The following is a 21,219-nucleotide window of genomic DNA, read 5'->3' on the forward strand; positions in this document are numbered from 1 at the left end:
TACAAATAACCTCTCATTATTTATGGCTCCAGTCCCTTGGCGCGGGGACAGGAGCTAGCGGTTTGCGTTCTTTTAATTGTTTCATGACTTCCTCGATAGCACGGTCTAATTGTTGATCCTCACCGTTCCATTCCTTGATGGGGTCGTTATCGATCAAGATATCCGGATCCACACCGTGGTTCTCGATAATCCAGTTGCCCGTCTTCGGATCATAACTCGTGAAGAAAGGCACACGGATATCCGTACCGTCCATATAAGGAAGCGGGCCGCTAATACCGATGATACCGCCCCAAGTACGGGTTCCAATCAATTTACCTAAGCCAAGCGCACGGAAGCCCCACGGGAACAAATCGCCATCGGAAGCGGAATACTTATTGATCAAGCAAACTTTCGGGCCAACCTGTACGGCATCCGGCACGGTCCCGATCAAAGAAGAACCCCGGCGCATCGTCAAACGATACGGCTCACGAGACAGACGTTCCAGAATCATCGGGGAGACATTTCCACCGCCATTCGCACGATCATCGATAATCAAACCTTCCTTATCCAATTGCGGATAGAAATAGCGAGAGAACTCATTCAAGCCTTCCGGCCCCATATCCGGAATATAGATATAACCGACCTTACCGTTCGTCGCCTTATCTACCTTCTTGATATTATCTTGGATCCAATTATAGTGATACAAAGAATATTCTTCCGCCAACGGACTGACCACGATCTTACGAGCCCCCGCCAACTGAGGCTTGCTATTCAAGGACAACTCGGTCGGAACGTTCGCCTTCCCGATCAACAACTTATACATATCGTTCACGCTATTCGCAGGAACCCCGTCTATAGCGACGATATACTCTCCAGCCTTCGCCTCAACACCCGGTTCTGTCAATGGAGAACGTAATTCCTTACTCCAAGAAGCCCCCGGCAGGATCTTTTCCAAGCGGAAGAAACCACTCTTATCCCGAGAAACCTCAGCACCTAGCAGACCCATCGATACCCGTTTAGGACTTTCCACCTCACCGGGGTTCACATAAGCATGCCCTACTCCCAGCTCGCCGATCATCTCGCCAATAATATAATTCAAGTCCAAACGTGTTTTCACGTAAGGAAGAAGGGCGGCGTATTTCTCCTTGATCGCCTTCCAATCCTTGCCATGCATATTCTCCAGATAGAAACCATCCCGGAAAGCACGCCAAGCCTCATCGAAGATTTGCGCCCATTCCTTCGTATAGTCTACCGTGATCTTCATATTCGCCAGATTAACCGGCTTACTTAAATCCGCTTTACCCTTCGGTATATCGGTTACGAATAGTTGATCGTCCTTAAAGAAAACAGCTTTCTTGCCAGCCGGATCAACCATCATAGCGGCATCGCTAACGGTTTCCTCTTTCTGTTTCTTCAAGTCAAACATCTTCATGCCGCCTTTCGTGAAATAATACACGTTCGTTCCATCGGAATAAAGATCGTAGTAATTCGATCCCGGCAAGGGGAGCTTAACGATTCGATCCGTGATACCCTCTATATCAATCTTTACGACCGGAGTAGAAGCCTCATTCTTTGTCTCGTCCTTTTTAGAGGCATCCGCTTTCGCCGGGGTAGATTCAATGGCTACCTCCGCATCCGTTTCCATAAACGGGGAAGCGGTATCCTTAGACAATAACGCCAGATATACGCCACCCATATTATTATACACATGATTCCATTCCGTTTGGCTATACGTAGGATTGAAATCACGGGCGGAAGTGAATACCAGATATTTGCCATCCGTACTGAATACCGGAGAATAAGACTCGTACCATTTATCGGTCACGGGATATTCTTTCTTACCCGCGATATCGTAGACATAGACGATCGAGAAATTATTATCGGACACACGGGAATAAGTCAACCAATTATTATCCGGAGAGAAACTTACGTTGCGGGCTTCATCTAACAGACTTTGTGAGATAGTTGTTAGCTGTTTGTTAGATACGTCCAAAAGATTGATACGATTTTTACGATCCGTATAGACAATCTTCTTGGAATCCGGACTCCACTGGAAAGTACGGATATACGTATCGTTATTCTTGGTCAACTGGGTAGGCTCGCCCCCCTCGAAATCTTGGAGATACAGCTCGGTCTCGCCGGTAGCGTCGGAGATATAGGCTATATGTTTTCCGTCCGGTGACCATTGAGCGTCACGTTCGTGCGCTCCCGGAGTACGGGTGATATTTTTCGTAACCCCTTTATCTACCGGGATATTGAATACCTCGCCACGAGCTGTCACCACCATACGCTCACCTTTTGGGGAGAGGCTGGCACTCGTGATATATTTGGAGCCATCCTTGATCTCGCTACGTGCGTAGACATTATCGGAGGCGAGGGTTACGTTCACTTTCTCCGGTTTCTTCGACACCGCATCCATCTTATAGATATAGCCTCCATTCTCGAAAACGATCGTATTGCCGAAGCTGCTAGGGAATTTCACGTCGTACTCAGTGAAGTTCGTCACCTTACTTGTTTGTTTAGTCTTCGTATTGTAAACGAACAAGTTCATCGTGTAATCCCGATCCGAAAGGAAATAGATCTCATCACCAATCCACATCGGAAAGATATCTTGCGCCTCATTGTTCGTGATATTCTCTACACTTTTCTTCTCCGGATTATAAACCCAGATATCATCGGCCATACCGCCCTTATAGTATTTCCATGTACGGAACTCACGCATTACCCGGTTGTAAGCCAATTGTTTTCCGTCGGGCGAATAGCTACAAAAGCCGCCCTCGGGCAAGGGAACCACCTCGGAAAGGCCACCTTCTTTATTTACCGTATATAACTTGCCGGAGAACCCATCGCTGATGCGGTTGCGGTAAACAATACCATTACCGTCCGGTGTCCAAGTCATCACGATATTATTCGGGCCCATGCGATCGCCCAGATCATCACGGCTATTCGTAGCCGTGTAAGTGATACGCAATGGCTCACCGCCGGAAGAGGGCATCGTGTACACTTCCGTGTTACCGTCGTACTGTCCCGTAAAAGCGATCGTCTTACCATCCGGGGAGAAACGGGGAAACATCTCATACCCCACATACGATGTCAATCGCTGTGCCTCACCACCTGTAGCCGGGACCTTATATAAATCGCCAGCGTACGAGAATACAATCTCTGAACCATTTGTAGCCGGAAAGCGCATTAATCTCGCCTCATCCGCCGCCATCAACAACGTAGGGATAGCGACAGCCGCCAATGCTGTTAAAATCATTCTTTTCCTCATAACCAATCTTTTCTTTTAATCATATCTGTTCTATCCGTTTTTAGTTGGCCCAATAGCGGGTAGGACCTCAAATGTACATAAAAAGATCCAAAATCCAAGTCAAGTCCCTTATATATCCGATCCTAGAAAAAGTTTTAGAATCTCTAATTTATTACTACCTTTGCGCCGGAAATCAAACAATGATACAAATAAGATGAACAAGAAGCTTCTGAACAACTCAAAAAGATGGTATACCCGGGCTTTCTCGGGCAATACGATCGTGCATGTTCATTGGTTCAGCGGTTTTGTCTAAATCCATCCATACTCTTCTTGAGAGGACTTCTTTTTATAGTTCTCTTCTTACACCTACATCTAGGTCTTAATTGCACTCAAGTTTAACTTCTGCGGAAAAGAGGGAGTATTCGTATGCTTCGTTTCCGGGGAAAAGATGTCTTGCGCATCTCAAAATACAATATGCTTATGTTTATCATTCTAGGTCTATTAGGTCTGGGGATAAGCGTCGGTTATTTATGCCGACACGTCCCCGCTTTCAAGGGATTGGAACATTCCATCTCTTATACGATTTTCGCGATGTTGTTCATATTCGGTATTACCATAGGAGCCAACCAATCTTTGCTGAATAATATTGGTGAGTTTGGAATACAAGCAGCCATACTTGCTATTTGCGGAGTATTGGGAAGTCTGGTAGCATCTTTTATCGCTTATAAATTATTTATCAAGAAAGGAGGTCTCAATGAAAAATAACCTAATCGTTATCTTATGTTTCACTGCGGGAATCTTTTGCGGAACCTTCGCCAACACGACTATCTCCACGTATTGCGAAAAACTACCGCAATTCTTGCTATACGCCCTCGTTATCCAAGTAGGATTGAATCTGGGAGCAAACGCCGAATTAGGAAAGATGATAAAGGATATCCGGTTTTCCAGTTTGCTACTGCCGTTCTTTACGATCATCGGCACGTTAGTATTCTCTGCGGCGGCAAGTTTGTTATTGACCTCGTGGAATATATATGATTGTATGGCTGTAGGAAGCGGATTCGCTTATTATTCCTTATCCTCCTTGCTTATCGTACAACTGAAAGAGGCGTCGGCAGGGATAGAGATCGCTTCGCAACTTGGGGCTATCGCATTATTGGCTAATATCATCCGGGAAATGTTAGCTTTATTCGGGGCACCGCTGTATGCCTCTTTCTTTGGTAAATTCGCTCCGGTATCCGTGGCGGGAATCAATTCCATGGATGTCTGCCTTCCGGTTATCAGTCGGTATTCCGGAAAGAATATCGTACCTGTGGCTATTATCCACGGGATTATCCTCGAGATCAGCGTGCCGTTGCTTATCTCGCTCTTTTGCAAGTAGAAGCAGGATTTATCCTCAACACCCGCTATAAACACTAAAGAGGATGCGTACATTATATCGACGCATCCTCTTGTTCCTTTATCCGTACTTCCTCCTCACGGAGGTACTTACGGACCTCTTAATTTATTACTTTAGTATTAATATTAATCCAACTCCCGCCTGTTCATCCGTCACGGATTACTTGGATCGATACCCGCACGGGAATTGTATGATTATCTTATTTTGTTAAATTCTTATTTAACGATAGCCTTAACAGCTTCCTCACCATCAACAGCCACTGCTACGATACCGGCAGGCACGGAGATTGTAGCGTTATCGGAAGTAAGAACGGTCTCAGCGATTACCTTACCCAAGATATTCGTGATAACTACAGACTTACCAGCTGCGCCTTGAACGGTTACGGTACCGTTACCGGCTACTACAGAGATACCTTCTACAGTATCGATTGTTTCGTTATCTGTTGCGATATCATCACCTTGCTCCACATTGAAGATCAAAGCATCGTCACCACCTGTATTCATCTCATCGAAATTAGAAGAACGATCATCAGACAGAACTAAACAACCATTCTGCATTCTCAACCAAGCCGCATATGTAGGAGCGATGTCACCCATAGCAGAATTATTGTAACCAGAAACATGTTTACTCTTCATAGACTCGAACAAGAATGCTCTATCAGCTTCTACCTCATTAGCGGCAACTTCCTTGTTTACGAAACGCATAGACCAAGTCACATACTTATGGTTATCACCAGATAAGATATATTTGTGTGAAACAAATTCATCTTCAGATACTCCAGCCTTCTTAGCCGCAGTCCAAGCATCCTCCTCAGCCTTGTTCAAATCAGCGAAGTTGATCTTCTCGTTCGGTAAGTTCTTGAACTCATCTCTCAAGATATACAAAGTATCAGCTACACGGATAGCTTCCACGAAACCTGCACGATCATATTTCTTCCACATGTAGTCAGCATCTTGCTCCCCATTTGATAATGTTGACCAACCATATTTATTAGCGAAATCATGGAAATTGATCAAATATTTACCTCTTTCAAAGCCCGGAACAGCCGGTTTTGCGTGAACGCAATGCCATTTATCTGTCGGTTTACCTTCTGCGGTAAAGTGATGGTCATCTTCCGTACAAGGTACGCCTTCAACTCCTTCGAAATCATTACGATCAATAGAGATCAAATATTGAGGCTTGATATTACCAGAACCACGGTTTACCCATGCGGTATCAACGATGAATGACAAACCATCCTCAGTCTTATCCGGAGTATAAATACCTAAGAAGTCAATACCTTCTTTCATGAAGTTCTTATTATTCTCAACCTGCAAGTATTCTTTACGGTATTTCTCGATAAAACGTAAAGTATCGGCCTTGTCACCTTCATTACCTTCAAGTTCAAGAGAACTGAAACGACGGTAAAGCGGAGTGTTGTCCGGTTCGATAGCGAAAGCAGAAGTACGAGTCTCGCCTAATACTTGATTCTTCAATGTAGCGGCACCATCATAATCGGATACTCCAGCTTTCTGATAACCTAATACATATTTTGTAGCATTAGGATAATTATCATATGCAGCATTAACAATCGCATAATAGTGCTTTCCACTGATATGGTTGTTTTCTTTGAAGAATGCATAATAAGTCGTATAAGATTGCTGATGACCAGTAGCACTAGAACCTACATTAAACTTATCTTCCTTATTAACTTTCCATTCATTAAGTTCACCTTTACCATCTTTATAAGAAACCTCATAAGCAGTTCTCACTAGAGTCTTCAAGCCTTTAATACGATTCTTAGCCACATCATCGCTAACCTTATAACCGTAAGGGATATCTACAGTCGCAAATATCTTTGAGTTATTATACCAACGCTCAGTCAATGTATCAATTACGAAAGCATCTTTTCCATCCAACACAGTCAACGTAGAGTCTGTAGATTTAGCGATGTATTTATCCGTAGCATAAGGATGCCAATAGTTAAACGTATATTTGTTAACCAACAAAGAATCTTTCTCCAACTTTCTGTAACCTAAATACGGATCAGAAATAGAAGCTGCCGGAACTTTCTCGAAGAACAAAGAATCTATACCGACAGAGCCATACTCCGCTGTAAGTTTATCTCCATATACAAACATATAAGAACCACCCTCTGCCTTTCTTAACTGAACAGTAGAATAAACAGCAGTCTTATATGACTCCATCTGGCCATCACCATCAAAATCCGCATTTATAACTTTATCTGCGAATTCACGGTTAGAGATAGTAACCGGAGACACAGCCTTCACTTTATCATTACTTGTATTTTTCTTCAATACAACCCATTGATAAGCTGGCATATGAGCAACACTCTGCTCATCCTCATTCACGGTTGTCCAACGGATAGTACCATTCTCATAGATAGGAGAAGCTAAATACTGTCCTTGTTTATTCTTGATGAAATAAACACCATCATCAACGGAAGTCTTGGATGAACCCTTTTCCTCACATCCGCTAAGACCCAAAGAAATATGAGTGTTCTGGTCCTCCGGATCAACTGTCAAAATACAAGTTTCATCTTTAATCAAGTCTTGCAAAGAGACACGCCAGTACTCATGCTCGTTAGCCGGATTAGCCGTAACGTGCGTATTCCAATACTTGCCATCATTATTCCAAGTAACTTTTTTCACATAGATGTACAAGCTATCGCCACTCGGAGAATAGATAAATTTGAACTTGTGCTGAGCACGTAATTCAGAGCTAATAGAACTGTAAGCATCAGCTTTATCCTTTGCTTTCTCTGTCCAACCGTAAGCTAAGAACTTTGTACCTGTCTCATTCGTATAAGCCGTATCAACTTTCAAATAAGCGTCTTTATCCTTTTGCTTGATGAAAAGCCATTTGTCATTATCTTTATCCTCCGCGATAAACTTCTGCTCATTGAACGGATTCTTCAAGCTAGTACCTTTCACGTCCGGAGTGAAAGTCAATTGTACTCCAGCCTCGTTATCTTGAAGAAGACCCAACTTCGTATTTACTTGATCTTCACTCAATGCGATTTGTGCCGCACCAACCAAAGCAAAGTTAGTCACATCAGCGGCGTTTGAAGTGGCATCTATTTGATTAGCACCCCACTTGGCAACCTTAACAGCGCCGGTAGCAGGATCCGCTTTCAAACCAACAATTGAGTCCGTTGAGAAATAAGAATACAAAGGTCTCTTTTCTTCCAAATCTTTGTATGAGCGAGAGAATGCCCAACCTGCGATCTCACCACCTAAAACAGGTTTCCAAGCACCATTCATACCATTCTCAGTCTTCTCATGGCCAGCCATTGTCAAATCCAACATAGTTCCAGACAATTTATTCTGGAAGTCATAAATAGGAGCTTGACCTTGGTTATAATTAGAGACAGAAACACACCACAATGTAGCCTCTAAGTTATTCTTAGCTTCGCTTGCACTATAAACACGTAGTTCATAATCACCTGTTCCACGATTTAGCTCCATCGCAAGATAAGCAGGAGTAGTGCCATCCATGACCTTCAACTGATAAAGACCAGAATTAGCTCCCTCCTTCAAACCGCCTAAACGCCATTCTTGACCCAATACAGTTTCCGGGTCTACTCGACTTGGTGTAGTCTGTGCATTAACAGACATAACACTTAACAGCGCCATACCTGCCAAAAGAGTAGAAAACTTCTTGTTCATAAATTCAAAATTTAATATTAATAATAGTGTTAATTAAAGTCCATCCCGTCGTTTAGTACCCTTGTTTTACTCGAAAACGACTAGTCTAAACGATCGTTTAGATCTTGCGTTTTTTAGACGCTTGAGCGGGAGGTTCGTTGAAGGAATCGCTTGTTTGGTAAATGATAACCTATCCTATTGATAAGAAAGAGGATAAGTGAAAAAAAAATAGCTCGGAAGGGTTGCAAGTATCGAAGAAACGCGTACCTTTGCAAATGACTAAAAGAATCGATCGTTTAGACTAGCCGTTTCTATCTATTATATAATGTACGCATGTACATTATATATGGTATCCATCCATAACCGCATAATAAATACAAAATACAAACATTCACATGCAATCATTGCAAATACTACAAACGTATAATCCAAGGCTTGTCAAGCCATAAGCTTACGAGTTGAGAAGTGATTAGTTATTCACTTGGAGAACTTTATGCTAGCGGCTTAGTCTATTATTTAATGTTATCTTTATACGTGAAAAGAATAAGTCAACCATACCAAATTTGATCTCTTAAAAAGTACAATAAGCCTAATATTTAAAGATTGTTATTTATATTTCTGATAATCAGCGTATAATAAGAATTGATCAAAATGGGAGCCGATTACTATCCATAGTATTTTGCACTACTATTAATACTAATCGTACTTTCTATAAATAGTAAAGCTGACTACCATGAATCTGCTTTTTAAGAAATATACAATAAACAGGATGTGCGATACGAAAATAAACCTTACCTTTGGAGCAGTAATCACCTAAAACCATTTAACTATGGCACAATACGTAGACATCATGACTGATGCTGGATTTAAGGCTGTCTTCCAAGACAAGCAAGTTACCATCAAGTTCCTTAACGCCGCCCTAGCCGGCGAACGGCAGATCAAGGACATCACCTACCTCGACAAGGAGATCAAGCCAGAGACCGTCGAGAACCGTACCATCATATTCGACCTGCTCTGCGAGGACGTGTCCGGGGCCAAGTTCATCCTAGAGATGCAGAATTGTCCCCAGCACTATTTCTTTAACAGAGGTTTTTATTATCTTTGTCGCATGGTGGCCCGGCAAGGACAAATCGGCAAGCAATGGCAATATCGGTTGCTACCCATCTACGGAGTCTATTTCTTGAATTTCAAGTTGCCGGAGTTCACAGACTTCCGTACGGATGTTGTCCTCGCTAACGAGAGGACGGGAAAGGTGTTCAATGAGATCAAGATGAAGCAGATCTACATATCGTTCCCGTTATTCAGTTTAAGCAAGGAGGAGTGCAAGAGCTCCTTCGAACGTTGGATTTATACATTGAAGAATATGAACCTATTTGAACAATCTCCCTTCAAGGAGGAACAGGAGACCTTCCTTCGCTTACTGGACGTGGCGAACGTCAACTCACTCAGCGAAAAAGAACGTGCGATCTACGAGGAAAACCTAAAGAATTATCGGGATTGGTATGCGACCATCGATTACGCACAAACGGAAGGGATTGAAAAAGGAATGCAGGAAGGAATGCAAAAAGGGATGCAGAAAGGGATCGAGAAAGGGATCGAGAAAGGCCGTCAAGAGGAAAAACTCCAGATAGCCCAAAAGATGAAGGAGCAAGGACTTGACTCCGAACTTATCGCCCAATGCTCCGGACTTTCTGTTGAAGACATTGAGCGACTATAACCCGAATCAACCGATTCAATTCGATCCGGGCCGCTTCCATCCACTATCCGGAGGAAACGGCCCGGATTACTTTCGTACATTCACGATACCTAGAAAGCGTAATTAAAATCCAACGGAATAAAGAAACTGACGATTGTTCCGCTCCCCATCCCCTTCTCCTTGCTTTGGACCGAATATGTGATCTTCTCTTTATTTCTCCTATTCAACAATAGGATCGTACGGTAAAGGACTTTCGTTCCCATCCCCGTACCGTTATGTCCCGCATTCGTAAACAGACGATACCCGGGTCCATTATCCTCTATACGGATATGGATGCCTTTCCCGTCGCGCTCCACGAAAACAGATAATCGCTTCTCGCCCTCGATCGCACACAAGCCATGTTTCACGGCATTCTCTACGGGTATCTGGATCAGCATGGCCGGGAGATAGATTGCGTCCGTGTCAAGGGAGGGATCGAGATTCCATTCCAGACGGAAGTCCGGCCCTAATCCTTGCGCCTGCAAATTCAAGTAAGTCCGGACAAAGCGTAATTCTTCCTCCAACGTGATACTAAGCTTTTCCGTGATCTCCAAACTACTACGTAACAACTCCACCAATCCGGAAAGTTGCGTACGGCGGGAACTTCCTTCTTCCTCCGAGCTAATCTCCCGGTTCAATATATTGAATATAAAATGAGGGGATACACGGTTGCGAATACTCTCCATCTTTAACTTCGTCACCTGATCGATATGGCTTAACCATTGGGCATGCCGTTTACGTTTCATAAAGTAATAAGCCATGCCGCTGACGATCGACAAGATCGCAAAAAGCAAGATCCAAACCCAACGGCTCATTTCCAAGTATTCCATCCGGCCGGCCTGTTGTTTAATAATAGCCTCCCGCTTGAGTAAAGTCGTATCTTGGCTATAACGCATATCGATCTCGGTGACACGCATCTGGGTCCGTTCGCTACGAATATTGTTCTCAATGACGCTATTCTTCGTTTGGTACTCATAGGCACGCCTAAAATCGCCCGTGGTAGCGAAATAATTCTGCAAGTTCTTATTACGGATCGCTACCATCTTGGGATCTATGCCTACCGTATCCGTGTAACTCCTCAACAATTGATAAGCCAGCCCGGAGTTCCCCTCTTTTAAGGCTAGCGAAGCCTTCAAGGTCGTCAAATGGTACAAGGCCGTCTTATTATTATAGGTATGGAAGTACCTAAACCCTTTTTCCAGATAAAAACGAGCGGAATCCAACTGATTCAGACATAGATAGATCTCCCCTAAATTGATCTCGCATACGTTAGTATAGAAATCCATATGAGTAGGACGTACCACCTCACGGGCTTTCAAGAACCAAGGAAGCGCCTTCGCATACTCTTCCTTGTAATAATAGTAATTTCCCCGGCTATTGCAAAAGGTGAATTTCTCGCTCAAGTTACGAGAATCCAGTTCTTTCTCCGCCAAACGGTAAAAGTGATCGGATAAGTCAAAGTCCCTCAATTCCATATACGTCTCGCCCAAACCAAAATAAATAGGAAAGGACATCCGATCCATAATACCCAATGAATCACTCACGAAAAGAGCTTGGCGAAAGTAGCGGGCTCGCTGATCGTAAGCTCCTTTCCGGGTATATATATCCGCTATATTGATATAAATATCCGGGATTTTATGCTCCATCTCACTCTGCCGGATCTCTTGATACGCCTCGGAATAGCAAAGGAGGGCCGAATCCGTTTTATCCAAAAATGAATAATAATTGCCAACCGTATTTTTCAACGTCCCTAAGAGTCCATGTATCTTGGGAGACATCGGTACACGGTCGCAATAATCTATAATTGACCGATGTAAAACAAACCCGGAATCATATACACTATTTGCAAAATAAATCTGGCTTTTAACCGCAAGTAATTTATAATATTTATCGCTATCTTTAGTTAGACTTAAAGCTTCATCCAATGCGGAATGAGCATATCGAGGATTCCGGTAAATCGAATCCATAGCCATATGTTCCAAAGAGTCAATCCGCAGGTTATCAGAAAAAGCAAATGTTTTTTCCGGTAGCTTTCCACAAGAAAACAGAAACACAAAATGAAATAGCAATAATAAAATGGACATAAAAGTCATACACACCCTATATTTCGTCATCATCTTGGCGGTTTTAAAGTTCATATGCAAAAATATTTAAAAATTTAATCTACGCAATTATTTCTCCTAATAAATATCGAAAATCGATTACATTTGTAAATCTAAAATAGAGTACACATGAAAAACTTGATGATTCCTGCGCTGGCGTTATTTTTATCGGCGGCGGCGCAAGCAGACGACAGTCCGTTATGGATGCGTTACTGCGCGATCTCCCCGGACGGGCAGACGATCGCATTTTCTTACCAAGGGGATATCTACACGGTCCCTTCTTCCGGAGGAAAAGCCCGGCAGTTGACAACACATCCGGCGCATGATACCCGTCCGGTCTGGTCGCCCGACGGACAGAGAATAGCCTTCGCCTCCAACCGTAGCGGCAACTTCGATGTATTTCTCATGAACAAGGAGGGAGGGGAACCTAAGCGGCTCACCACCCACTCCACAAACGAATATCCCACTACCTTTAAGGACAACGGACACATCTTGTATCTAGCCAACGTATTGCAAGACGCCAAGGATATCCAATTCCCCGGCACCCGCTTTATGCAAGTCTATGAGATAAGCACGGACGGAGGAAGGCCGGATTTATATTCTTCGTTATACATGGAAAATATAGCCCTCAGCAAAGATGGCAGTAAATTATTATACAATGACTACAAAGGTTACGAGGACCCTTGGCGCAAGCATCATCAATCTTCTATCACCCGTGATATCTGGTTATGTACGCTTGGAAAAGATCGCTCTTTCCAGAAAGTAACCACTTTTGGCGGTGAGGATCGTAATCCTGTATGGGCCGCGGATGGGGCGTCTTTCTATTACCTAAGCGAGGAGAAAGGAAGCTTTAACATCTTCAAGAAGGATTTGGCAGGCAACAGCGAGAAACAAATCACGACGCATACCACCCACCCCGTGCGTTTCCTTACCTCCGATAATTCCGGGACTCTATGCTATAGTTACGACGGCGAGATCTATACCGTTAAGGAAGGCCAGAAACCGGCCAAGGTGAATATCCAGATCGTCGCGGATAAGATCGAGAACGACGTGATCCATCGTCTTCTGACCGATGGAGCTACGGATATCGCCGTCTCCCCGAATGGAAAAGAGGTAGCGTTTATCACTCGTGGCGATGTTTACGTAACTTCTATTGAATACGAGACGACTCGTCAAATCACGAACACGCCGCAACAAGAGCGCAATATAGATTTCAGCCCCGACGGACGTTCATTGGTATATTCCGCCGAACGGGAAGGAACATGGGGAATCTACGAAAGTAAACTTACACGTGACGAAGATAAGCAATTCACGTACGCCCCGGAATTGAAAGAGGAGCCTCTTGTCGTCTCCGGACAAACCTCGTTCCAACCCTTATACTCTCCGGATGGTAACGAGGTGGCTTTCCTTGAGAACCGCACCACCTTACGTGTTATCAACCGAAAGACCAAGCAGGTCCGCACCGTATTGGACGGGAAATACCTCTATTCGTATAGCGATGGAGACCAGCATTTTCAATGGTCGCCAGACAGCAAATGGTTCTTGGTAGATTACATCTCCGTCGGAGGATGGAACAACACGGATATCGCCCTCGTGAAAGCGGACGGTAGCGGCGAGGTAACGAACCTGACGGAAAGCGGTTATTCGGATGGCGACGCGAAATGGGTATTAGACGGTAAGGCCATGATCTGGTCCTCCGACCGTGCCGGTTTCCGCAGCCACGGTAGCTGGGGTGCTGAGCGGGATGTGTACATCATGTTCTTCGACGGTGAGGCTTACGATAAATTCCGCCTCAGTAAAGAAGAACTGGCCTTGGTAGAAGCGGATGAAAACAAAGATAAGGACGAGGATAAGACATCCGATAAAGATTCCGATAAGAAAAAAGAGGATAAGGATAAGCCTGTAGTCCCCTTGAAGTTTGATTTGGAGAACCGCAAGGACCGGATTATTCGCCTGACCGCTAATTCATCCTCATTGGGAGACGCCGTACTCGCCCCGAAAGGAGATAAACTATATTATTGCGCCGCTTTCGAGAAAGGCTTTGATTTATGGGAACACGACTTGAAGGAAAAGTCCACTAAATTACTGCTCAAGAATGTCGGTCGAGGCACTCTATTCGCCGATAAGAAAGTAGAGAACCTCTATCTTACCGCCGGCGGTAAACTGAAAAAGATAGAGTTGAAGGATAGCAAGGAAAAACCGATCGCTTTCAAGGCCGAGTTCGCTTATCGTCCGGCAGAGGAGCGTGCTTATATCTTCCATCACGCTTGGCGTCAAGTCTTGGATAAGTTCTATGATCCGACACTCCGGGGCATGGATTGGAAAGGGTATGAGACCGCTTACGCCCGTTTCCTTCCGCATATCAACAACAATTTTGATTTCCAAGAGATGCTTTCCGAGCTATTGGGCGAGTTGAACGGCTCCCATACGGGCGCTCGTTACAATCCGGGACTAACCGGGCCGGAAACCGCCAGCTTAGGCGCTTTCTTCGATAACGCATACACGGGCGACGGATTGAAGATCGAGGAAATCATCGCCAAGGGCCCGCTGACATTGGCCGACAGCCAGATAAAGAAAGGCTGTATCATCGAGAAGATAGACGGAACACCGATAAAGAAAGACGCCGATTATTATCCACTGCTAAGCGGTAAAGTCGGTAAGAAAGTAATGCTTTCTGTCTATGATCCTACCAGCAAACAGCGTTTCGAGGAACAGGTAAAAGCGATCAGTAACGGAGAGCAATCGAACCTCCTTTATAAAAGATGGATCGAGAATTGCCAAGAAACCGTAGATAAATTATCGAACGGGCAAATCGGGTACGTACATGTAAGAGGTATGAACAGCGAGAGTTTCCGCGAGGTCTATTCCGCCTTATTAGGCCGTTGCCGGAATAAGAAAGCCGTGATCGTGGATACCCGCCATAACGGAGGTGGCTGGTTGCATGATGATCTGGCTACCTTATTGAGCGGCAAGGAGTATCAGCGCTTCGAGCCTCGCGGACAATACATCGGTAGCGATCCTTACAATAAGTGGACCAAACCGTCCTGTGTCTTGATGTGCGAGGATAATTATTCGAACGCTCATGGTTTCCCTTGGGTTTATAAGACCTTAGGTATCGGCAAGCTGATCGGCGCCCCGGTTCCGGGAACCATGACAGCCGTATGGTGGGAAACGCAAATCGATCCGACCTTGGTGTTCGGTATCCCGCAAGTAGGCGTGAAAGATATGCAAGGCAATTATCTGGAAAACCAACAATTGCAACCGGATGTCGAGGTGTACAATACTCCCGAGGCGCAGCTCTCCGGCGAGGACACGCAATTAAAAAGAGCGGTAGAAGTGATGCTGCAAACTGTAAAATAGCTTTTCTAGGCCTCGGAAATGACTTTTCAACCTTGTAAAATGCCTTCCGAGGCCTCAGAAACGACTTTTCAACCTTGTAAAATGCCTTCCGAGGCCTCAGAAACGACTTTTCAACCTTGTAAAATGCCTTCCGAGGCCTCGGAAACGACTTTTCAACCTTGCAAAATGCTTTCCGAGACCTCGGAAATGACTTTTCAACCTTGCAAGGTGGTTTCCGAGATCTCGGAAGCCTCTTTCACTCACATCGAACAGAAGAAAGAAACGAAAAACGGAACTGTGAAGTCCACCAAGATTCCGTGAAAGATAGAGACAAAGACCAAATCCTTTCCACAATAACGGGTGATAATCGGCAATGTCGTATCCATCGTAGTAGCTCCTCCCGCGCAGATCGGAGATAGCCTTCCGAAATATCTAACGAACAACGGAGCGCCCAGCAAGGCGAATATCTCACGGATAATATTAGCGATCAAGGCGATCGTTCCTAACTCCGCCGCCAATTGCGCCCCCAGCGTCGGTTCTTTTAGCTCTGTTATCAAGATGGAGGATAATGAATAATAGGCGAAACCGCTTCCGACCGCCAAACAATCGAACACACTCCATTTGGTAAGAGCAAGGCTGATCAGGGCCGAGAAGCTCAACGTCCCGATAATAGTAGCCAGAGGCACCAATAAGAGTTTCGGCCGTATACTCGATAAAATATCTTTCAGTTTCTTATCGCTTCCTATGCTAATCCCTACTTGAAACATCAAGAGGTAAAGTACATAAACCGTTATATCATTCTCGATAATGACCCCGGGCAGATAACCGCTCCATCCCAGCAAGCACCCCAAGGCAAAGAAGCCCACGACGATCAAACTCCCTTTCATCCCCGGCTCCTTTCCTTAAAAAAGAAATGATAAACTCCCCACGCCGCCAAGACGCTACCCAACGTACCGGCCGAAGCAATCAACAAGGCTTGCCCGCCCAACGTCGTAAGATTATTCACGATAGACTCATTAGCCCCTACCGAAATTCCCAGCAGGAACAAAAGAAGAAGAATCGTATAAGAAATAGGCTTACCGATCTTTTGCAGCAATTCTACTTTACGAAAGAAATACCCGACGGCAATGCCGCAGAACATGATTCCGATTACTGTAAACATCCTTTTGTAGTTTTTGCCGCGAAGTTAACAGAAACTCACAGTACCACAAAGCGGTTACTTCTTCGTTTTCTTGAATTTCACGGGAATCTGCATACCTCCGGCGTCGGCCATTCCCTCTAACTTATTTCCTTTCTGGGTCATAGTTAAGTCTACAGGCGTTCCATCCACATAAAAAGAGCTGGTATAGGTATCTCCTTTCGCCTTGATATCATTTATCTCCAAGGTACTACCTTGTATATTCACTTTAGCGGTCAACTTGCCGTTCTCTTGCTTTATCTGAAAACTTCCATCTTGATATCCATACGGAGCGTCGGGGGCAGAGAAGGACCAATCGCCTACGAGCTTACTGAGATCTGCGGCTTTATCCTGTGCCGAGATCGTGATACAAAACAAAAGGCATAAAAGGGTGGTAAAGGCTTTCTTCATGTTCGTTCCCATAATCTTATGAATTAAATGAGTAATAGATTTAAATAACGTTCCAAATGTAGTGATTAATTTTCGATCTTCCGAGATATGTTCTAATATACGAGCATCAAATTCTTTCCCCAAAGGGGGTAATGCCTCGGCCTCATGAGATACGAACCAAGCCTTATAGGGTAATAAGTCGGGAGGTACCACCGCTGAGGAGAAAAACTGGCGTAATTCCCGCTCTTCCTCCACGGATGTGGCGCATTCCCAATATTTATCCAGCAACTTATTTATTCGTTGATAGTCCATACACGATCCATAAACAGATTACCTTACCGCATACCGCTCCATCCTTTCCTTATTTCCGGAATACGTTTCCCTCAATGCCAGATTACGCGCTACCATCATGCAATAGGAAGGTAAGTTCTCAATGACAATCCAGCTATCCCGGTCTTCCCAAACCTTAAGCAGGGCTTCCTGAACGATCTGCTCAGACTTCTCCACGTCTCCGGTAATCCGGAAAACAACCCGGAAAAGGTTATTCTTCAGCGGCAATATCTTTGTCGTAAATTCGTTTGTTCCCATACTTTTTTATCTATAAGACGAGCCAAGCCCGAAAAAGGTTGCAGATTTTAAAAGGAAATTTCCAATATTCCCCCAAAGCCATTATCTTTGTGACAGATGATTGATAATTCGCTTATTACAAACTAAATCAATAATAACAGTGAAAAGAACGATCTTATTTTTTCAGGCCGCTCTTGCCTGCCTGCTGGTAGGATGCAAGCAAGCGCCGGAGTCGCCGCGACTACAAGATGAGGTGAGGTATGTAGACCCATTCATCGGAACCGGGTTCCATGGACACACATTCCCCGGAGCTACCCGTCCGTACGCGATGGTACAACTAAGCCCGGATACCCATATCTTGGGATGGGACGCGAGCAGCGGTTACCATTATGATGATGACCATATCTACGGGTTCAGCCACACGCATCTTTCTGGTACGGGTATCGGTGATCTGGGTGACGTAGCTTTATTACCTTTCTCCGGTGGAGATTCCATCAAACCAGTAGCTACCTTCAAGAAAGACACTGAGAAAGCGACACCGGGGTATTATGCCGTACGCTTGGATAACTTTGGCATCAACGTGGAATTGACTTCTACGGATCGTGTAGGTTTCCACAAATATACATACGACAATCCCAAAGAACGTCGTGTCCTGCTTGACTTAGGGCATATCCTTCAACCGAACTGGGGACATAAGCTGATCGGTAACCAATATTTACTTGTAAACGACTCCACGGTGGAAGGAACCGTGAAGACACAAGGTTGGGCGCATTTCCATTCTATGTCCTATCGGATTACTTTCTCGGAACCGATCGAGACGGTATACCAATACATCGGGGGGAAATTACGTAAAGACTCCTTGTTCTTACGCCTAAATACGGCAGAAGATTTGAAGTTCCATTACAAATTCGCTGAAAAGGCACAACCGCTTTATGTAAAAGTAGCCTTATCCGTAGTCGATCCGGAAGGCGCCGAGAAGAATCTCGAGGCAGAATTGCCCGGATGGGATTTCGATAAGACCCGTGAGGAATCAACGCATATTTGGAACGAGGCGTTAAACTTGATCCAGATCGAGGCAGATCCGAAAGTCATGGTCAATTTCTATACGGCGCTCTACCATACCATGATCGCCCCCTTCGCTTATCAAGACGTGGACGGGCGTTATTTGGGTATGGACAAGAAAGTGCATACCGCCGAACCGGGTTACGTAAATTATTCCGTATTCTCCTTGTGGGATACGTTCCGTGCGCTTCATCCGTTAATGACAATCATTAATCCGGACTTAGCGACTGATTGGGGTAAGGTACTCGTGCAAGGTTATAAAGAAGGTGGAATATTACCCAAATGGCCTTTAGCCTCTAGTTATACAGGTTGTATGGTAGGATATCCGGCCGTCTCGGTCCTCGCCGACCTTGTAGCGAAAGATTTAGCGGAAGGTGATATGAGCACGTGGGCGGAAGCCGGCGCACGTTCTTCCGTTTACCGTGAGGATCTTGCCGAGAAGTTCAAAGGAACCCGTGAGTTGGATCTGATCACGATGCACCCTTACTATAAGGAGAAATATGGTTTCGTCCCCGCCGACTCTGTTCCCGAATCCGTATCGTGGGGATTGGAGATGGCATACGAGGATTGGTGTATCTCCCAAATCGCCAAGAAGGCAGGTAATATAGAGTTGGCGAATGAGTATGCCAAGAAAGCCGAATACTACAAACGCTATTTAGATCCCGAGACGAAAATGATGCGTCCGGTAATGGGCGACGGTTCTTTCCGTACTCCATTCAACCCTCGCTATTCTTCGCATATGAAAAGCGACTATACCGAAGGGAATGCCTTTCAATGGAGTTTCTTCGCACCACATGATATGGATAACTTCATCGCCGCTATCGGTGGCAAGAAAGAGCTGGAAACACGTTTAGACACCCTGTTCACCACCTCTTCCCAGATTGACGGGGCGGAAGCCTCCGGAGATATTACCGGATTGATCGGCCAATACGCTCATGGAAACGAGCCGAGCCACCATATGGCCTATCTTTATAACTGGACAGATTCTCCATGGAAAGGGCAAGGGTATTTAGATTATATCATGCAGAATTTCTACACGAATGAACCGGATGGTATCATCGGTAATGAGGATTGCGGACAGATGTCTGCTTGGTATGTCATGAGCGCCCTAGGTTTCTATCAGGTAAGTCCGGGTATTCCGGTTTACACATTGGGCCGTCCGATGGTAAATAAGGCTTCTATGCACGTAAAAGGCGGTATTTTCGAGATCGTGGCGACCAACAATAGTCCCGCCAATAAATACGTTAAAGAAGTCAAGCTAAACGGTAAAGTCCTAGAGACTCCTTTCATCAGCCACTCCGATATCATAAATGGAGGTAAGCTTGAGTTTATCATGACCGATCAACCGGTAAAATAAATTCATATAAAGAAACATAAAAACAAAGGGCGAATCAGTACACTGGTTCGCCCTTTATCTTATATTTGCCCTCAAACGATTAAATTGAAAAGCTATGTTACTCACAACAACTAACACGATCGAAGGAAAAGAAATTACCCAGTACTTCGGAATCGTATCCGGTGAAACGATCATCGGAGCGAATGTATTCAAAGATTTCTTCGCAGGCATCCGGGATATTGTCGGAGGACGTGCAGGTTCTTACGAGAGTGTCTTACGCGAAGCGAAAGAAACGGCCTTGAAAGAAATGAGCGATCATGCGGCACGAATGGGCGCAAACGCTGTAATCGCCGTAGATCTAGATTATGAGACCGTAGGAGGAAGCGGAAGCATGCTGATGGTTACCGCCGCCGGGACAGCCGTACGCTACCAATAATCCCCAAAATGAAATACTTTGGAGCCGGATTAAGCGAATCACATAAAGAACTAAACCGCATTATCCGTAAACCGGAATTAATAGAGCAAACCAAGGAGCTCTTTCTTGAGATTCATGGAAAATTACACCTCTCTGTGGTGTCTGGTAATGAGAGAAACGAGGTCGATGAGCTAGTCGGAGATTTAAGAGAGGATGAATATGCCATTATGCCTACAGCGAAAGATGAAACCATCGCTTGGGTATTATGGCACATCAGCAGAATTGAGGATCTGACCATGAATATATTAGTTAACGGGGAAAAGCAGATCTTCAATGAAGACTGGCAAACCCGAATGAATTCCCCTATCAGAGACACAGGAAATGCCTTATCTGATAACCAGATTATTCAGCTAAGCAAAAGTCTACGTATTCAAGAACTCTTAGAATACAGGAATGAAGTAGGACGAAAAAGCAGAGAAATCATCCGAACCTTATCTCCCGATGATATACGTCGCAAAATCCCAACTCAAAGGATAAGCCGGATATTAGAAGAAGGTGGTATCACAAATCATGAAGATTCGATTTGGTTGCTTGATTTCTGGGCTAAAAAAGATATAGCTGGTATTTTATTAATGCCTCCTACCAGACATGTCATGTTACATCTAAATGACTGTTGTAAATGGAAGCTAGCAATAAGAGGCAGACATCATTGAAAATTAAACGGCTGGTGTATATAACAAAAAAAGGAGTCAACCCTTTCGGACTGACTCCTCTCTCTTCCGGCTTTCGCCTTTCTCAAGACGGCGGCTACCTACTCTTCCACT

General features: G+C 44.6%; 14 protein-coding genes. 7 read left to right on the plus strand and 7 right to left on the minus strand.

Going from position 1 to position 21,219, the window contains the following annotated elements; all coding sequences use genetic code 11:
* Window positions 1-16 precede the first annotated feature (16 nt).
* On the minus strand, window positions 17-3,250 hold the full coding sequence (locus DWX84_RS11655; RefSeq protein ID WP_122377516.1) for a S41 family peptidase: 3,234 nt from the start codon (window positions 3,248-3,250) through the stop codon (window positions 17-19).
* A 459-nt stretch (window positions 3,251-3,709) separates the two neighbouring features.
* Between DWX84_RS11655 and DWX84_RS11660 the strand changes: the two genes are divergently transcribed.
* Together DWX84_RS11660 and DWX84_RS11665 are read left to right on the plus strand one after the other, a co-directional pair.
* Complete coding sequence (locus tag DWX84_RS11660) at window positions 3,710-3,994, plus strand: LysO family transporter (protein ID WP_172718840.1); 285 nt, start codon at window positions 3,710-3,712, stop codon at window positions 3,992-3,994.
* A complete protein-coding gene (locus tag DWX84_RS11665) occupies window positions 3,984-4,607 on the plus strand; it encodes a lysine exporter LysO family protein (RefSeq protein ID WP_048927869.1) in 624 nt (207 codons plus the stop codon). Before DWX84_RS11660 ends, DWX84_RS11665 begins: the two co-directional genes overlap by 11 nt.
* Window positions 4,608-4,840: 233 nt before the next feature.
* On the opposite strand, the gene DWX84_RS11670 is transcribed toward DWX84_RS11665, so the two are convergent.
* Window positions 4,841-8,293: a DUF6383 domain-containing protein gene (locus DWX84_RS11670; protein ID WP_048927868.1), complete on the minus strand. Its 3,453-nt coding sequence runs from the start codon at window positions 8,291-8,293 to the stop codon at window positions 4,841-4,843.
* Window positions 8,294-9,101: 808 nt separating this feature from the next.
* Between DWX84_RS11670 and DWX84_RS11675 the strand changes: the two genes are divergently transcribed.
* Window positions 9,102-9,989, plus strand: a complete 888-nt coding sequence (locus DWX84_RS11675; protein WP_005860923.1) for an Rpn family recombination-promoting nuclease/putative transposase — start codon at window positions 9,102-9,104, stop codon at window positions 9,987-9,989.
* 89 nt (window positions 9,990-10,078) lie between these two features.
* Here the strand turns inward: DWX84_RS11675 and DWX84_RS11680 are convergent, their stop codons facing one another.
* Window positions 10,079-12,145 carry a histidine kinase gene (locus DWX84_RS11680; protein ID WP_122297739.1) on the minus strand — a complete coding sequence of 689 codons (2,067 nt, stop codon included), beginning with the start codon at window positions 12,143-12,145 and terminating at the stop codon, window positions 10,079-10,081.
* 93 nt (window positions 12,146-12,238) lie between these two features.
* Here DWX84_RS11680 and DWX84_RS11685 point away from each other — a divergent pair, with 93 nt between their 5' ends.
* On the plus strand, window positions 12,239-15,469 hold the full coding sequence (locus tag DWX84_RS11685) for a S41 family peptidase (protein WP_122377517.1): 3,231 nt from the start codon (window positions 12,239-12,241) through the stop codon (window positions 15,467-15,469).
* A 239-nt stretch (window positions 15,470-15,708) separates the two neighbouring features.
* Here the strand turns inward: DWX84_RS11685 and DWX84_RS11695 are convergent, their stop codons facing one another.
* The 4 genes from DWX84_RS11695 to DWX84_RS11710 are packed head-to-tail and all read right to left on the minus strand — an operon-like array spanning window position 15,709 to window position 17,603.
* Complete coding sequence (locus DWX84_RS11695; protein WP_005866516.1) at window positions 15,709-16,335, minus strand: lysine exporter LysO family protein; 627 nt, start codon at window positions 16,333-16,335, stop codon at window positions 15,709-15,711.
* A complete protein-coding gene (locus DWX84_RS11700) occupies window positions 16,332-16,610 on the minus strand; it encodes a LysO family transporter (RefSeq protein WP_005860915.1) in 279 nt (92 codons plus the stop codon). Before DWX84_RS11700 ends, DWX84_RS11695 begins: the two co-directional genes overlap by 4 nt.
* A 54-nt stretch (window positions 16,611-16,664) precedes the next feature.
* A complete protein-coding gene (locus DWX84_RS11705) occupies window positions 16,665-17,327 on the minus strand; it encodes a hypothetical protein (RefSeq protein ID WP_034532144.1) in 663 nt (220 codons plus the stop codon).
* A gap of 18 nt (window positions 17,328-17,345) precedes the next feature.
* A complete protein-coding gene (locus DWX84_RS11710) occupies window positions 17,346-17,603 on the minus strand; it encodes an RNA polymerase sigma factor (RefSeq protein ID WP_044546140.1) in 258 nt (85 codons plus the stop codon).
* Between the two features lie 139 nt (window positions 17,604-17,742).
* Between DWX84_RS11710 and DWX84_RS11715 the strand changes: the two genes are divergently transcribed.
* The 3 genes from DWX84_RS11715 to DWX84_RS11725 all read left to right on the plus strand — a co-directional run bounded on the left by DWX84_RS11715 (window position 17,743) and on the right by DWX84_RS11725 (window position 21,108).
* Window positions 17,743-20,001, plus strand: a complete 2,259-nt coding sequence (locus DWX84_RS11715; protein WP_008780604.1) for a GH92 family glycosyl hydrolase — start codon at window positions 17,743-17,745, stop codon at window positions 19,999-20,001.
* 94 nt (window positions 20,002-20,095) lie between these two features.
* Window positions 20,096-20,416 (plus strand): YbjQ family protein, encoded by a 321-nt coding sequence (locus DWX84_RS11720; protein ID WP_005860908.1) that lies wholly within the window; start codon window positions 20,096-20,098, stop codon window positions 20,414-20,416.
* Window positions 20,417-20,424: 8 nt separating this feature from the next.
* Window positions 20,425-21,108, plus strand: a complete 684-nt coding sequence (locus DWX84_RS11725; protein ID WP_005866506.1) for a DinB family protein — start codon at window positions 20,425-20,427, stop codon at window positions 21,106-21,108.
* Window positions 21,109-21,219: the final 111 nt, after the last annotated feature.

It is taken from the genome of Parabacteroides sp. AF21-43, from assembly GCF_003635435.1.
In the GTDB taxonomy this organism is placed as follows: Bacteria; Bacteroidota; Bacteroidia; order Bacteroidales; family Tannerellaceae; genus Parabacteroides; species Parabacteroides distasonis.

Coding starts and splice junctions, on each gene's coding strand:
- DWX84_RS11655 (WP_122377516.1), bottom strand. CDS start 3,250: ATGAGGAAAAGAATGATTTTAACAGCATTGGCGGCTGTCGCTATCCCT.
- DWX84_RS11660 (WP_172718840.1), top strand. CDS start 3,710: ATGTTTATCATTCTAGGTCTATTAGGTCTGGGGATAAGCGTCGGTTAT.
- DWX84_RS11665 (WP_048927869.1), top strand. CDS start 3,984: ATGAAAAATAACCTAATCGTTATCTTATGTTTCACTGCGGGAATCTTT.
- DWX84_RS11670 (WP_048927868.1), bottom strand. CDS start 8,293: ATGAACAAGAAGTTTTCTACTCTTTTGGCAGGTATGGCGCTGTTAAGT.
- DWX84_RS11675 (WP_005860923.1), top strand. CDS start 9,102: ATGGCACAATACGTAGACATCATGACTGATGCTGGATTTAAGGCTGTC.
- DWX84_RS11680 (WP_122297739.1), bottom strand. CDS start 12,145: ATGAACTTTAAAACCGCCAAGATGATGACGAAATATAGGGTGTGTATG.
- DWX84_RS11685 (WP_122377517.1), top strand. CDS start 12,239: ATGAAAAACTTGATGATTCCTGCGCTGGCGTTATTTTTATCGGCGGCG.
- DWX84_RS11695 (WP_005866516.1), bottom strand. CDS start 16,335: ATGAAAGGGAGTTTGATCGTCGTGGGCTTCTTTGCCTTGGGGTGCTTG.
- DWX84_RS11700 (WP_005860915.1), bottom strand. CDS start 16,610: ATGTTTACAGTAATCGGAATCATGTTCTGCGGCATTGCCGTCGGGTAT.
- DWX84_RS11705 (WP_034532144.1), bottom strand. CDS start 17,327: ATGGACTATCAACGAATAAATAAGTTGCTGGATAAATATTGGGAATGC.
- DWX84_RS11710 (WP_044546140.1), bottom strand. CDS start 17,603: ATGGGAACAAACGAATTTACGACAAAGATATTGCCGCTGAAGAATAAC.
- DWX84_RS11720 (WP_005860908.1), top strand. CDS start 20,096: ATGTTACTCACAACAACTAACACGATCGAAGGAAAAGAAATTACCCAG.
- DWX84_RS11725 (WP_005866506.1), top strand. CDS start 20,425: ATGAAATACTTTGGAGCCGGATTAAGCGAATCACATAAAGAACTAAAC.